Source organism: Aeromonas sp. S12(2024) (assembly GCF_041402305.1).
Classification (GTDB): Bacteria; Pseudomonadota; Gammaproteobacteria; order Enterobacterales; family Aeromonadaceae; genus Aeromonas; species Aeromonas veronii.
Map to the genome: position 1 here is coordinate 58,566 of NZ_JBGLRB010000018.1, position 14,070 is coordinate 72,635.

At 58.8% G+C, this 14,070-nt stretch carries 12 protein-coding genes; 3 read left to right on the forward strand and 9 right to left on the reverse strand.

Annotation, left to right across the window (positions count from 1 at the left end):
- The first annotated feature begins 396 nt into the window (after window positions 1-396).
- Entirely contained in the window at window positions 397-990 is a 594-nt protein-coding gene (locus ACB035_RS16460; RefSeq protein WP_216978841.1) for a hypothetical protein, read from the forward strand.
- A 41-nt stretch (window positions 991-1,031) separates the two neighbouring features.
- On the opposite strand, the gene ACB035_RS16465 is transcribed toward ACB035_RS16460, so the two are convergent.
- Window positions 1,032-2,036 (reverse strand): Wadjet anti-phage system protein JetD domain-containing protein, encoded by a 1,005-nt coding sequence (locus tag ACB035_RS16465; RefSeq protein ID WP_371167735.1) that lies wholly within the window; start codon window positions 2,034-2,036, stop codon window positions 1,032-1,034.
- Between the two features lie 211 nt (window positions 2,037-2,247).
- On the opposite strand from ACB035_RS16465, the gene ACB035_RS16470 reads away from it, so the two are divergent.
- Window positions 2,248-3,489, forward strand: coding sequence for a lipase family alpha/beta hydrolase (locus ACB035_RS16470; RefSeq protein WP_371167736.1), 1,242 nt, complete (start codon window positions 2,248-2,250; stop codon window positions 3,487-3,489).
- Between the two features lie 484 nt (window positions 3,490-3,973).
- Window positions 3,974-4,177, forward strand: a complete 204-nt coding sequence (locus tag ACB035_RS16475) for a hypothetical protein (RefSeq protein WP_005352285.1) — start codon at window positions 3,974-3,976, stop codon at window positions 4,175-4,177.
- A 77-nt stretch (window positions 4,178-4,254) separates the two neighbouring features.
- Here the strand turns inward: ACB035_RS16475 and ACB035_RS16480 are convergent, their stop codons facing one another.
- The 8 genes from ACB035_RS16480 to mukF form a co-directional block, all read right to left on the reverse strand.
- On the reverse strand, window positions 4,255-5,085 hold the full coding sequence (locus ACB035_RS16480; RefSeq protein ID WP_236341666.1) for a hypothetical protein: 831 nt from the start codon (window positions 5,083-5,085) through the stop codon (window positions 4,255-4,257).
- Between the two features lie 49 nt (window positions 5,086-5,134).
- The gene (gene def / locus ACB035_RS16485; protein ID WP_201938155.1) at window positions 5,135-5,638 is read right to left on the reverse strand and encodes a peptide deformylase; all 504 of its coding nucleotides are present in this window, start codon (window positions 5,636-5,638) and stop codon (window positions 5,135-5,137) included.
- A gap of 29 nt (window positions 5,639-5,667) precedes the next feature.
- Window positions 5,668-6,120 carry a GNAT family N-acetyltransferase gene (locus ACB035_RS16490; protein WP_279462637.1) on the reverse strand — a complete coding sequence of 151 codons (453 nt, stop codon included), beginning with the start codon at window positions 6,118-6,120 and terminating at the stop codon, window positions 5,668-5,670.
- A gap of 306 nt (window positions 6,121-6,426) precedes the next feature.
- Window positions 6,427-6,738 (reverse strand): putative quinol monooxygenase, encoded by a 312-nt coding sequence (locus ACB035_RS16495; protein ID WP_129503961.1) that lies wholly within the window; start codon window positions 6,736-6,738, stop codon window positions 6,427-6,429.
- Between the two features lie 139 nt (window positions 6,739-6,877).
- Window positions 6,878-7,264, reverse strand: coding sequence for a septal ring lytic transglycosylase RlpA family protein (locus ACB035_RS16500; protein ID WP_042055940.1), 387 nt, complete (start codon window positions 7,262-7,264; stop codon window positions 6,878-6,880).
- Window positions 7,265-7,513: 249 nt separating this feature from the next.
- Entirely contained in the window at window positions 7,514-11,941 is a 4,428-nt protein-coding gene (gene mukB, locus ACB035_RS16505; protein WP_371167737.1) for a chromosome partition protein MukB, read from the reverse strand.
- Between the two features lie 3 nt (window positions 11,942-11,944).
- Window positions 11,945-12,664: a chromosome partition protein MukE gene (gene mukE, locus ACB035_RS16510; RefSeq protein WP_005345759.1), complete on the reverse strand. Its 720-nt coding sequence runs from the start codon at window positions 12,662-12,664 to the stop codon at window positions 11,945-11,947.
- Window positions 12,645-13,979: a chromosome partition protein MukF gene (gene mukF / locus ACB035_RS16515; protein ID WP_005345760.1), complete on the reverse strand. Its 1,335-nt coding sequence runs from the start codon at window positions 13,977-13,979 to the stop codon at window positions 12,645-12,647. The genes mukE and mukF overlap by 20 nt, the downstream gene beginning before the upstream one ends.
- Window positions 13,980-14,070: the final 91 nt, after the last annotated feature.

Consider the following 14,070-nt stretch of genomic DNA (forward strand, 5'->3'; position numbering starts at 1 on the left):
AAGCTGAGCGGATCAGCCAAGCCATAAAATAGCCGAGTGATAATAATCAAAGGCGATATCTCGGCATCGGTGAGAATTATCATCAAAGGCCCGTTTCAGGGGCTGAAATGATATCAGCTGGGCTGTCGTTATCATTATGATAATGCCGTGCAGCGACTTGCTCTTTTGTTACCACATCTTCTGCAGAAATGTCACTGCCATCTCGCATCCCTTGCACTCTCCACCCGTATCGCCTCTCGCCTTATCTTCCGGCCACATTGCTGGGCGCGGTTGGCCCAAGGTGCTAACGTGAATACGCCAGCTGCGCATCTGTATCGGATGCTCAGAAGAGGCCGACGTTCACGACCGCAACTGCGCGGATGAACCTGCATGACTTACATCTTTGAGGGATTATCTATGTCCAAGAATGCTGCTCTGCTCATCACCCTGACCCTGCTCGGGATCGCCCCTGCCCACGCCATCAGCGCCAAATATGCCGAGCAGCTGGAGCGCTCCGGCTGCACCCAGGTCACCGAGGCGCAGGGCTGTGACATTCACAAAACCAAAGCGGAAAATGCCAAGGCGGGATTTAGCGCGGCCGCCCCAGCCGCGGAGGGCGGTCTGAATCTCAGCTATGAGCAGAAGCTGGAGCGCTCGGGCTGCACTCAGGTGAGCGAGCTCAATGGCTGCGATATCAACAAAACCAAGGCTGAGAACGCAGCTGCCGGTGTTGGCAATGCTCCGGCCGCGGCAACCAGCGCCAGCCCCTATGCGGGCAACTGGATCGCCACCTTCCCCCAAACCGGCGCCACCGTGGCTAATATCCGCATCGATGGCAAGGATCAGGTGTGGGTCAACGACAAGAAGGTCAATGCCAAGAAATCCGATGGTGCGCTGGTGTTCAAGGATGGCATGGTCATCTACACCATTCAGGGGGATCGCCGCATCAAGGGTGAAGATGGCTGGGTCGATAATGATGCCGGCACCAAGGGGCCCATCAACGCCAAGTAAACAGCTGACCACAAAATGACGGGGAGCGCGGGCTCCCCGTTTCACACCTGATTGCCCATCGCTTCCAATGACCAGCTCCACCAGCGAGGCGCCAGAATCAATACCTCCTGCTCCAGCCAAGTCCCGTCTGTGATCAGTTTATCGAGCCAGGGAACGCCTGCCAACGCGCCATGACTATCGACCTGATCAGCCTGCTTAGTCACACCCCAGGGCACCTTGCCACTGTCCGTCGCAAAGGTGCGTACCGGACGGGCATAGTGATCCAGATAAGGTTGCAGCTCACAGGGAAGCCAGAGCATGGCCGGTCGATTTAGCTCGCGCGCCAGCTCGATGGCAATATCGATACCCCGTTGATCGAGATCGCCAAAATGGGCCCACTGCACGCCCGCAGGCAGCAGCGGGATCAGCTGTTTGGCCAGGGTGGTATTGCGACCGGGGGCAAAAAGCAGCAGTTGCCCGGGTTGCAGCGGGTAGTCGACAAAGGCCCCCTTGTTCTCCACCGTAATGACCCGCTCCCCTTGCCAACCGATGGCAGCCAGCGTGCCCAGAGTCCGCTCCGGCAACGCCAACTCTCCCAACAACGCCATCATTGCAGTCATATCGTGCTGCTGACCCTGCAGATCGACCAGTGAGAGCGGTTCGAGGGTACGGATGCGGATCACCTCATCCTGCGTGAGCGACAATTCCGCAAGCAGTGGCGCGGCAAGGGATGCTGACCGCGGATGCTTGCTGTCCCCATGCCAGAGGGCATAAAAGCAGGCCTGATTGAGCCGTGCAGGCAAACTCACTCCCATTCGTTGCAGCTGCTCCCCCTTGTCCGGTTCGGGGGGCGCAGCCCGTGCCAGTTGTCCGGTCAGATAAGTCCGCCCCGCGTCGGTCAACGCATAATGAGCACCTCGGCCAACCGGCTTGATCCCGGCCACTGCCTGCAACAGATGCTTCAACTCGCGGCCATGCCGACTCTCAAGGGAGCAGCCCTTTCCGTTCTGGCTATCGAGCAACCGTGCACACAAATCCTGTACCCGCATCTCATCAAACAGCGACATCCTCACCTCTCCATGTGGCTTCATATGACGAAGTAGAGGTGATTTTCCCTGTCATTACCGTGACCGGCTTCGCAAGCGGTTCTTATCAGCCCCGCCATGCATGGCCCGTACTGGTAAACCCGCTACAAAGGGCGCAAGCTGGTTTGATATAGAGATACGCTGCGCTCTTCGCGGCACGACAACGCGATACCCGCTTTCACAAGGGCTTGCCATGACCGACGCCACAGACCCCTCGCCATCCTCTTCTTGGCATCTTTCGGATATCCGCGAGCTGGCGCACCTGCTGACTCTGGTGCTGCCCGCCGCGGTAGAGATCACCGAAGCGGTACATCAGGCGGTACTGAGCGGTATGGGGCTCAAGGGACGGGATGAGGGAAAAACAGCCGGGATCACCGGGCTGGTCTACAAGGGGGTACATGGCGCCGCCAACAACCTAAGCAGCGGCATCAACCAACTGCTCAGCCGCCTGCCAGCCACTCCGCCGCCCCACCAGATCCCCGAGACCCCGAAACGTGCGGCCCTGATCGCCACACTCAACGGCGTGTTGGGGGACAAGCTGGTCGAACACCACAATGCCCTCGCCACCCCCATGACACTGCGCTATCAGGGCAAGCCCCTCGATTGGCAGGCGATGCCAAAGGATCTACCCCGCGAGGGACGGGTGCTGCTGATGATCCATGGCCTCTGCATGAACGATCTGCAGTGGCAGACCGAGCATCAAGGCAAACCGGTCAATCACGGAGAGCAACTTGCCGCCGCGCTTGGCTATCTGCCTCTTTATTTGCGCTACAACTCGGGCCTGCCCATCGCACAAAACGGGCAGCAACTTGCCCTGTTGCTGGAGCAGTTGCTCGCCCACTGGCCGGGAGAACTCAAAGAGATAACGATAATGGGCTACAGCATGGGTGGACTGGTTGCCCGCAGCGCCTGCCACCATGCCAGCGTGGCCGGGCTCACCTGGCCTGCGCACCTTGCCAACCTGATATTTCTCGGCACACCACACCACGGCGCGCCGCTCGAACATGCCGGTCACTGGCTGGAACAGTTGCTGCCCGCTACCGCCTACAGCGAACCCTTCGTCAGGCTGGCACGGCTGCGCAGTGCAGGCATCAAGGATCTGCGCCACGGCAAGGTGATCGATGAAGTGGCCCAACCCGACCCCGCCGCGCCCTTGCGCGATCCCCGCGTCCCACTCCCCTTGCCCTGTGGCGTCAACTGCTATGCCATTGCCGCGACCACTGCCGCCAAGCGCAGCCTGCTGGCTGATCGGCTGATTGGCGATGGACTGGTGCCGCTACGCAGCGCCCTCGGCCAGCACAACGAAGCGCGCCATCAGCTGGCTTTTCTTCCTGCCCATACCCTGATTGTCTATCGCACCAGCCATATGGCCCTGCTGGCCAACCTGCGGGTTGGCCAGCAACTGCTGCGCTGGCTCAGCCCCTTGCAGTTATAGCGAACTGGCTATTAAAGCAACAGAGTGCTGGTTCACAAAGGAGCCCTGTGGCACTCTGGGGCGTCAAAGGGAAGACCCACAACACTGACACCTCATGTGTCCCCACTGCAAAGGAGCGCCACCGATGGCCAAAGCAAGCAAGAAAGAGATCAAGAAGAAAATCGCCGCTCGTCTTGAGAAAATTGCCAAGCATGAAGGCAAGATCAAGAAGCTGAAGAAGGCCCTGAAGTAGGACCCATCGCATAAGAGAAACCGCCAACTGGCGGTTTTTTCATCCTCCTTTTCGCCCCTTTCCCATCGCTTTTGATACCAATTGCCTTGATGTAAAGGCCTCAAGCGCACCTCAGCAAAACAACCCAGCTGAAACCACGCACGTTCTCATCACCGCTATTTGGTCTAACAGCGCCAATCGGGCGCCGCGCCCCCCCTTGCCAGCAACTACCTTCAACGGAGTGTTTGATATGAGCCAGCAGTGGAGCGCCATATGTACTCTTACACCCTCACCTTCAAGGAAGATGTCGATCGCCTGACCGCCCCCGAGCAGGAGATCACCTTGCAAAGCCCCGCTCAGGCGGGGGATTTTATTATCCTTTCCGACGGCAGCCGCCATCAGGTGATGTTTGTCACCCACCGCGCCCACTACAGCAGCCTCTATCTCGATAAAGGGGTCAGGGTGCCGCAAAGCTAGCGAATCATCTGTCAGTTAGAGAAAACAAAAGAGCGGCTCCTGGCCGCTCTTTGATCTCTCTTTATGTGGATTTGCTGTCACAGCACCTTGATCACCGGTTGATGCACTATCTCGACGTCGTCTTTATAGACCACCAGCTCACCCGGTGGCACGCCTCGCTCACCCAGCACAGTGACGACGCACTCGTAGCGATAGGGGCCACTCGTGAAGAGATAGGTATGATTGCCCCCTGTCCCCTCCACCCTGACGGTGCCATTTTTCAGCACCAGATCCGGCTTGTCGGCGAGCGTCTTGCCCTTGGCCCAGGAGGCGTAGCGATAGTGGCCATCGTCCAACTCGTCGATGCGGATGGTAAATTTCTCGGTCTGCCACATCAGCTCGGGGCGCTTGTACTCCCGCAGACCGGGATAAAGGTCGCTTTTCTGCCTGGCGATAAGCTCGGCTTTCAATTTGGCGGCCTGCGCCGTCTGATGATTGATACCGATGACCTTGCCATCAAAATCCATCCAGACCTCGCCACTGCCCAGCATGATGCCGCGCCAGCCCATGGTCTGCCAATCCTGCCCGACCCGGGATGTAGCAATACTTTTTAATATGGCGTCATCAAATACCTCATCAAAACGGGTCAGCATCTCCGCCGGGGTTTTGATGGCAGGAATGGGATACTCCTGCTTGAAGGGGTATTTCATTTGATTGGCAAGGGCCTGATGATCCCGGGCTTCTGCCGCATCGACCAACTGCTGCACAAAGGGGCGATATTCGGCCGGCAGCTGCTCTTCATCGGCTGATACGGGGAGTGCGGCCCACAATGTTCCCAGCAACAGCAGGGCCTTCAGCCCATAACGTCCCCGCACCTCATTGCTATTGCGGCCAAACAGTGCCCTGACATTCCATCTTGCTACTTTCATTCTGCCTGCTCTTCACATAACTAAAACGGCCAGCCACTATCTGCAAACATTAGCTGGCGGACTTCAGAGATTTTTTAACGCGTTTGAGTGCCATCTGCCGCTTGAGCGGTGACAGGTAATCAATGAACAAGTTGCCATCCAGATGATCAATTTCATGCTGCATGACAATGGCCAAAAAATCGCTGCTCTCGATGGTGATCGGATTACCTTTTCGATCCAGTGCAGATACCACCACCGAGCTGTAACGCTCGACATCCGCGTAATAATCCGGTACGGAGAGACAACCCTCTTGTCCAAGCACCTTTTCAGTACCGCTTATCACTTGTGGATTAATCAAAACCAGCGGCTGATCCCTGCTCTCGGACAAGTCGATAATAACGATCGCCTCTTTACGCCCGACTTGAGTCGCGGCCAAACCAATCCCGTTTTCCGTCGCATACAGGGTCTCCAGCATGTCATCGATCAGCCCCTGTACGGCAGCGATATCCTCAACTCGCTCGGCCTTTATCCTCAACCTGGGATCAGGAGCCGTCAAAATATTCAAAATCGCCATCACAACTCTCCATTAACCACTTTTTTCAATCAGAGGTCACAGCCCAACGGCCGGGACATGGAGACAAACGCCTGATCCTCTTCGACCACGTTGTAACCAAGGCGCTCATAAAACCGTATCGCCCCATGGTTGTCTGTGAAGCTGGACAAGGTGATCCGGCATTTCCCATCACGCTCAGCCTCCTGATGCAGCCGTTCCATCACGGCAGCGCCAAGCTGCCGCCCTTGATACTGAGGGAAAATAATCAGCAGATGAACATGCTGGGCATCCTCATATGGCTTGCTACATAACAGACCAATGCGTTCTCCCCCATGCAGGAGCCACGAAAACCATTGCGGCAGATAGGAGCTGGCTAGCCGTTCGCGTTGAAATTGGTCATCCCAGCCAAAGAGCGACTCAACATAGGGAAAAATCCCCTGTTTCACGGCAGTAAAGACCTGCTCAAATTCACTCTGCGGTACATCTACAAGCTCAATACCCATTCTCGTCCTCCCTGCCCACCTCATATCGACGCGCTGATGGTCAGCACCATCGTTTGGTATGCCTTCCTGCGATAGCAGGTTATACCACTACCACTGAACTTGAGCCCAAATTAAATTCTCATTTGGATATCTTATCCGTTAACAGGAAGATGAAAGCATCTTGGATATAAACAGGAGAGAGTAATTAAAAATCAGAGGATTAGTAGATGCAGGCTGGCAAAAGACTGGCGTGATAACTTGCTTGAAACGCATCTTATCTCGCACTTGAGATATGAATAAAAAATCGGGCCCCCTGACCCGAATGGATTAAGAGTAGCTGACCTCATCTAGGAAAATAAGCTGCAGTGGCTCTGCAAGCAGAGACTCAGCCTGCGCGGCAAAGGCCTGAAAATAGTCAGTCTGACAATGGCTATCCAACGCGGCTTGGCTGACGAATGCCTCACGCATGTAAAAGGTGCCTGGCTCATCTCGCAATTCAAACAGCACATAGTCCAAGTTACCCGGTTCGTGCCGAGTAGGCTCAATAAGCTTGATCAACTCCCGGCGCAGCTGCTCCCTCATACCGGCTCTAGCTTTAAGCACTGCGATGGACACCAGTTTCTCTTCATTCATCTTCATCTGCTCCGTTATCAGATCAATCGTTCAAGTATTTCGATTGGGTGTACCTCTTGGATACGGAGCAGTGTAAGAGTAGCGACTTGCAGGATATAGCCATGCAGAACGGATACTCTGTTCACGCCACTGAACAAGTGGACTGCTAGAGCACCTCTATTTTTACTTTGATAATCCCATCGCGAATATTGCCGATGGTGCTAAAGGCAGATTTGGAGAGATCGATAATACGCCCGCTTTTAAAGGCGCCGCGGTCATTGACCTTGACCACTACGCTCTTGCCGTTGGCGAGGTTGGTGACCCGTACCATGGAGCCAAAGGGCAATTCCATATGGGCGGCGCTATTGAGGTTGTTGCGATATAACTCGCCGCTGGCGGTCTTTTTGCCATGATAGCGGTCGGCATAATAGCTGGCATAGCCGGTTTCGCTATAGCCGCGCCAGCTGCCGCCGTGACTCTCGTCATAACGGCTGCTACAGGCCGCCAGCAGCAGGCAAAGAGATAACAGCAGCCCTTTCTGGATATGTTGCACCTTTCCCCTCTCCTCTCTTCTTTCCACTCTGCGCTATTTTTGCATCTTCGATGCGGCCGGTGACGCTGGCGACACGGGCGGAGACCTCACCTTGCCATAGCTCCAAGGCACTCATCATGTTACTCGCCTTGTTGTCAGGCAGCAGCGACGGTGCGGCTACTTTGCCATATCTTCCATGTAAAAAGGGAGGCAAATGCCTCCCTTTCAACTAGTTACCGGTCATCCCGTGTCGGATGGGCCAGAGACTTCTCAGGCAATCAGCTTGTCATCGGCAAAGCCGAAGCCACGCAGGCCGACCACATGCACGTGCTCGTGCTTGCCCTGTACCTTGCGGATGAGCTTGTAGGTGGTGCCCTTCTCGGGGCTGATGTTCTCGGGCGCCGCGATAAGCAGCTGCATATCCTGCCGCTCGCACAGCTCGAACAGGGTGGCGATGGATTTGCCATCCAGACGGGCCGCTTCGTCAAGGAACAGCAAGCGGCACGGGGCGATATCCTTGCCGCGCAGACGGCGAGACTCCTCCTCCCAGCTGATCAGCACCATCAGCAGGATGGCCTGACCGGTACCGATCGCCTCACCGGTAGAGAGCGCACCGCTCTCGGCACGCAGCCAGCCATCGGCCCCGCGCTGCACCTCGATCTCCAGCTCCAGATAGTTGCGATAGTCGAGCAGCACGTCGCCCATCACCTGATAGCTGCGATCCCCCTGCTCGATCTGCGGGTTCAGGCGCTGGAACAGCTTGGCCATCGCCTCGGAGAAGCTGAGCTCCTTGTCGGCGAACAGATCGTTGTGCATGGCGGTTTGATCGGCCAGCGCCGTCAGCAGACGGGTGTGGGCCTCGCGGATATTGACGTTGAGGCGCACCCCGCGCACCAGACCGAAGGCGATGTTCTGCAAGCCCTGGTTGAGCACCCGGATGCGGTTCTGCTCGCGACGGATGATGTTGGTGATCTTGGCCGCCACCTCGTGGGAGGAGAGCGACAGATGGGTTTCCCGCTGCTTGAGCTCGTCGGCGAGACGGGCTAGCTCGATCTCCATCTCCTCGATCGCTTCCACCGGATCATCGGAGCGGATGATGTCGTTGCGGATGCGATCCTTGAGGTAACGGTAGACCTGCACGTAGAAGGCGACCTTCTGCTCGGTGCTGCGGTTGCCCTCGGAGAGACGCAGCGCATCGCGCAGGGCCTCGTCGTGGGCCACCGCCACCCGCAGAGCGCCGAGGGCCTTGTCCGACATGGAGCGCAGCTCGTCGCTGTCAAGATACGCCAGCTCGCGCTTATTTAAACGCTTCTCGACGTCGGTCTCCCGCGCCAACCGCACCACCCGCGACCAGCTCGCCTTGTGACCCACCAGAGATTTACGGGCGCTGTAGTAATCCTTGCCTTCCAGCTTGAGACGACCACCGAGGGATTCGATCTCGCGCTTGGTCACCTGCAACTGGGCCTCGGCGCTGGTGCGACGGGAACGGGTGCGGATCAGCAGCTCTTCGATCTCTTTCTTGTGGGCGCGCGCCTTCTCTTCCATATCGTCAGAGAGGGTCAGCCCCATGGCCGCCAGCTCCTGCTCGAACTCGGTCAGGGTCTGGCGCTTGGCCTCGACGCTGGAATTCAGCGCAGTGCGCAGTTGTAGCGCCTCGGTGTGACGCTGGGCAATCTGCTTGTGCTGCTCGCCAGCGGTGCGGGCCGCAAGCTCGGCCGCTTTCAGCTTCTCTTTGAGTCGCTCGCTCATCTCGGAGGCCTTGCCCAGCAGGTCTTGCGCATCCTGATAGGCAAAGTGAGGCAGACGGGCCACCAGCTGATCGAGGGCGTAGCAACGGCGCTTCTGCTCGGCCAGCAGGTCGCTTACCTCATCGAAGGCCGCCTGCAGCGCGGCCAGATCCTGCGGATCCTGACGCAGCACCTGCACCATGGTTTCCAGCTTCTCCAGCGACTTGCCGTGTTTGGCGATAAAGGCTTCGGCCTGTTTCAGCGCTTCCACATCGGCGTGAGCCGCCTCGAGACGGGCCGCCAGGTCTGTCTCGGCAAACAGGTGGGCAAAGGGCAGCATCCCCTGCACCAGCTGGATATGGCGGGTCAGCTGGGCGGCGGCCGCTTTGGCATCACTCAGCTGCTTGTCGCACTCACCGATGGCCCCTTGCAGCGCGCGCAGTTCTGCCTGCTTGGCCTGCACTTCGGCTTCGGGGTCGGGGCGGAAAGCGATATCCAGATGCTGACCGATAAAGTCGCGGAAGTGACCGTAGAGACGGTGGTACTTCTGCTGCTCAAACGCAGCCTTGGCGTAACCCTCGATCAGCCCTTCGCGTTCAAGGTCGAGCTGCTCGATCCGTTTTTCCCGCGCCGCGCGACCAAACAGCGGCAGCTCGGGATAGCGGGAGAAGCGCACCTGACGCTTGCTGGTGCGCACCAGCACGGCGTCCCCCAGCTCGTCCGCTTCCACCAGATCCTCGTCAAAGGAGTCGGGGTTGCCCTGAATCAGGTAGATATCTTCCGGGCAATCTTCCAGCTTTTTCAGCCGCTCGATGGCACCTTCGAGGTCGAGCACCACCAGGGCGCTGCGAGCAGGGCCGTAGAGCGCGGAGTAGTAAGGGGCATCATCGATGGAGATGTCGTCGTAGACATCGGAGAGCAGTACGCCCCCCACTTGCTCGGCGATGCGGGCAAGGCGGGGATCCGCCTCGCCAGCCCCCAGCTGCAGGTTGCGAATTTGCAGCTCCAGCGCCTGTTTCTGGGCCGCGATGCGATTGCTCTCCTGCTCGAACTCGCGCTCCTTGTCGAGCACTGTCTGCATACCGGCCGAAAGCTCTTCGGCGGTGGCGAGCGGCAAACCGCTCTGCTCGCGCAGTTGCTCGAGTTTTTCAAAGGATTTCAGCCAGCGCGGCGCCAGCTTGGTGAGCTCCGCAATGTCACGGCCCAGCTGGGTGCCCTGATGCTCGAGGCTGGCGCGGCGCTGGTTCACCTCCGCCTGCTGCTCGGAGAGTTCCTCCTGACGGGTGCGCTGGGCTTCGAGGAAGATCTCCAGCTCATCGCTGCTGGCAATCAGCTGGCCGGAGGCCTGCTGCAGCTCGTCACGCAGCTTGAAGAGACTCTTCTGGCTTTCGCTCTCTTTCTCTAGGCGAGCCAGCGCGGCGCGCAGCCCCTGCCCCTGGGCGATGCGAGCCTTGTCTTCGATGTGACGCTTGAGCAGCGCTTGGGCGGTAGGCCAGGCGGCCTCGCGTACTGTTTCCGGAGCGATGCTGAGCAACAGCGCCAGCGCCGCTTCGTGCTCGGCCACCGCCGCCTTGGCCAGCGCCAATTGCTGTTCGGCCCCCAGCACCCGGCTGGTGAGGCTCTGCTCGGCGGCGCGGAACTGGTGCAGAGTGTCGCTCGCCTGTTCGGCGGTCAGCCCCGGCAGCTCGCACTGCTCGCGGGCAGCATCGAGAGCCTGCACCGCCTGACGGTACTGGATGGCGCGGGTCTGCTGGATATCGAGCGCCTGCTGGTAGTCGGCCAGCTGGGTCTTGAGACTGTCTACCTCGGCCTGTGCCAGCTCCTTGCGCTCTTCCACCTCCAGCAGTTGGCCGTGGATCTCCTCCACTACCGCCTGCTGCTGTTCGAATTTGTCAGAGAGATCCGCCAGATCGGCACGGTACATCTCGATCTTCTTCTGCAAACTGACGGCCGCCATCACCTTGGCCAGATGCTCGGAGGCAGACTCCAGCTCGTCGGTCAGCAGTTTCTCGCGGTTGGTGAGCTGCTCCACCTCGTCGGCCAGATAGATGGCGCGCTGCTTCTCTTCGGCCAGAATGCGGCGCTTGTCGGCCAGCTCCTGGCGCGCTTTGAGGGCCAACTCGGAGAGGCGGCTCTTCTCGGCGGCGTTGCGCACATAGTCAGCCGCCACATAGTGGGTGGTTTCGGTGATCAGGTTCTTGAACAGATCCCGCTGACCTTGCGTCTCCTTGATGGCCTCCAGCGTGCGGCGGTTTTCATAGATGGCCGCCTCCATGTCTGCAAACGCCTTGCGCACCCCGGAGTTCTCCGGCAGCAGGTATTCACGCAAAGAACGGCTGATGGACGAGGAGATGCCGCCGTAGAGGGAGGCTTCGATCAGGCGATAGAACTTGCCGCGATCTTTTTGATCACGCAGCTTCTTCGGGGTGATGCCGAACTCGAACATGAAGTTGTGATAGTCGGTCACCGTATTGAATTTGGCGACTTTCAGCGCCCCCAGCTCGGCGGCTGCCCCTTTCAGATCGGTAAAGGCGCGTACCCGACCCTTGCCGCCATCGAGCTTCTCCAGCAGCAGATCGGTCGGTGCCAGATTCTCCGGCACATCCACCAGCGCAAACGGGGTAATGTTGACCTTGTTGTCACGGTTGGCCACCTGCTCGAGGTGCACGCCGACCCAGATCCGCTGTTCGCGGCTGTTCATCACTTCCAGCAGGGAATAGCAGTGGCCGCGCTGCAGTTTGCCGTAGAGCCCCTTGTCACGGGAGGCGCTGCTCGATCCCGCTTCCGTGGTGTTGCGGAAATGCAGCAGTGACTGGTCGGGGATGAGCGCCGCGATAAAGGCCGCCATGGTGGTGGACTTGCCCGCGCCGTTGCCGCCGGAAAGGGTGGTAACCAGCTGGTCGAGATCGAAGGTCCGGGCAAAGAAGCCGTTCCAGTTGACCATGGTCAGGGATTTGAACTTGCCTCGCACCGGTTATACCTCCAGATCCAGTTGTTCTTCATCGAGATCCGCCTCGATGTCATCAAAGAGCGAGTCGCTGCTCGGCATTTCGTCGTCGTGGAAGATGGCTTCACCCTCCTGGATCATCCGCAGCTGAACGGCGCGCGGATCTTCATCGGAGCGCACGTCAGCGGCGAAACGGAACACCGATTCGTTGACCCGGAATTTATCCCCGTTGCCAAGAGCGGTGATCATGCCAAGGCGGCGCAGACGGCGCATGGAGGTGCGGATCTTTTCGAGCAACTTCTTCTTGTCGAGATCGGTACCGCCGGAGCGGCTGTTGACCATCCGCAGCAGCTGCTTCTCGTCGGCGAGGCTCAACACCTCTTCCTGCAGCTCGGCCATGGCGAATACCCCTTCCGAAGCCAGACGATCCGGGCTCAGGTAGAGGTAGCAGAGCACCTTGCCCACCAGCATATCGAGCTCGGAGAGCACAGTGGTGCCGATGTCGGAGCTCGGGCGCGGACGCAGGTAGAAGAAGCCTTCCGGCGCCTTGATCAGCTCCACCTGATAGCGGCCGTAGAAGATCTCCAGCTCGCTGTGATATTCGACCAGCGCCGAATGCTGCTCGAACTCGTCGGCACTGATGTGGCGACCGGAGCGCAAGGCGGTGTCGATGCGCGGAAACAAGGGGTTGGCAATCGCCTCTGCGAGCCGCAGCGGCAAGGGAAACTCAGTATTGATCAATGACATAGGCCTGAACCTTGGATCCAGCTTGGTTAATGGGTTTCCATGCGGGTTGGCGATGCAGTTCGCGCTCACCGCTGGCATGGCCCAGGCGCACGGCCTGGTCGATCAGAAGACGCGCCACATCGAAGTGGGCATGAGCCGGGTAATCCAGCAGGTATTCCCGCAGCACATCGGCCAAGTCCAGCTGCTGGCCCTGCTCGGGGTAGCGGGCCAGATAGCGCTCGATACGTTCGGCCAGCTCCTGGTTGATATCCACCATCTCGACGTACTCCATCTCGAGGGGCACCTCACCGGTCACCTCCTCGTCGTGGATGGCGATGGTTTCGTCGCGCAGCTCCAGCAGACGGGGCTCTTCGGCCACCCGCAGCTGCCAGTTGTGCTGCTCGAAGTTTCGGATAGACTCGCGCAGCCGTTGGCTGAAGGCGCGGTTCTTGTCCATATCGATGGCGTTGCGGATAAATTTGTGGACATGTCTGTCGTAGCGGGACCAGAGCTCGATGCACTGCTGACCCCAGCTGGTGATGACGTCAAGACGACCTTGCAAGGCGTGAGTTAGCTCCTCGACGTGGAACAGATCGTCACGCCCCTGCGCCGCTTCCTGAATGTTGAGCAGCCCCGCCTGCAGGCGGTGGCCGGCAGCATCCAGGGTATCCTGCAGCTCGCGCAGGGTCTGGCCGGTCTCGTGCAACAGCTTTTCGCAGCTGTGAATGGCATCGACCCAGTTCTGGGTCAACAGGGCCGCAATCTCGCTCTTGACCTGATTCTGCTGCTCATCCATGGCGCGCTGGGTGAGATCGATGCGCCCCAGCGTCTCTTCCAGCGAGAAGGTGAGGCGCGGCAGCACCTCGGCATCCCACTGCTCGCGGGTGTTGGTTTCAAGCGCCGCCTTGCGGGCGGTGTCGAGCTCGGCAGCCAGGTGTTCGAGCAGAATGGAGAGCTTGATGGAGTCAACCTGACGCTGATCCATAAAGAAGTCGACGATGCTCACACCCAGGCGCGACAGGCGGTAGAGACTCTCCCCCGCCACCATGTCAGTGTTGAAGCGCGACAGCAGCTGCTGGCGAATAAGATCGTTGATGGCGTTGTTGGCGCGACCGGTAAGGGTCTCGTCCATCTGGCCGAAGGCGCTGCTGACATAGCCAAAGGCGTCGTGCAGCGCCGCTTCCGACAGGTCCGACTCATCTTCGGACAGGGTCTTGATTGCAATCAGAAAGGCCAGCCGGTCGGTCGGCAGGCTCAACGCCAACCCCTCCTGCCTGACCCACCCTACTAGCTCCGGCAAAGAACGCTCTGGCAGGGTACGGGATGTACTCATCATGATGTTGTCATCTCGTTGTTGTATTGGGCGCAAAATCGTGCGCGCGGCTACATCCGGTAGCATCGAAAACATGGTTCACATCGACGTGAAC

Coding starts and splice junctions, on each gene's coding strand:
- ACB035_RS16460 (WP_216978841.1), top strand. CDS start 397: ATGTCCAAGAATGCTGCTCTGCTCATCACCCTGACCCTGCTCGGGATC.
- ACB035_RS16465 (WP_371167735.1), bottom strand. CDS start 2,036: ATGTCGCTGTTTGATGAGATGCGGGTACAGGATTTGTGTGCACGGTTG.
- ACB035_RS16470 (WP_371167736.1), top strand. CDS start 2,248: ATGACCGACGCCACAGACCCCTCGCCATCCTCTTCTTGGCATCTTTCG.
- ACB035_RS16475 (WP_005352285.1), top strand. CDS start 3,974: ATGTACTCTTACACCCTCACCTTCAAGGAAGATGTCGATCGCCTGACC.
- ACB035_RS16480 (WP_236341666.1), bottom strand. CDS start 5,085: ATGAAAGTAGCAAGATGGAATGTCAGGGCACTGTTTGGCCGCAATAGC.
- def (WP_201938155.1), bottom strand. CDS start 5,638: ATGGCGATTTTGAATATTTTGACGGCTCCTGATCCCAGGTTGAGGATA.
- ACB035_RS16490 (WP_279462637.1), bottom strand. CDS start 6,120: ATGGGTATTGAGCTTGTAGATGTACCGCAGAGTGAATTTGAGCAGGTC.
- ACB035_RS16495 (WP_129503961.1), bottom strand. CDS start 6,738: ATGAAGATGAATGAAGAGAAACTGGTGTCCATCGCAGTGCTTAAAGCT.
- mukE (WP_005345759.1), bottom strand. CDS start 12,664: ATGTCATTGATCAATACTGAGTTTCCCTTGCCGCTGCGGCTCGCAGAG.
- mukF (WP_005345760.1), bottom strand. CDS start 13,979: ATGATGAGTACATCCCGTACCCTGCCAGAGCGTTCTTTGCCGGAGCTA.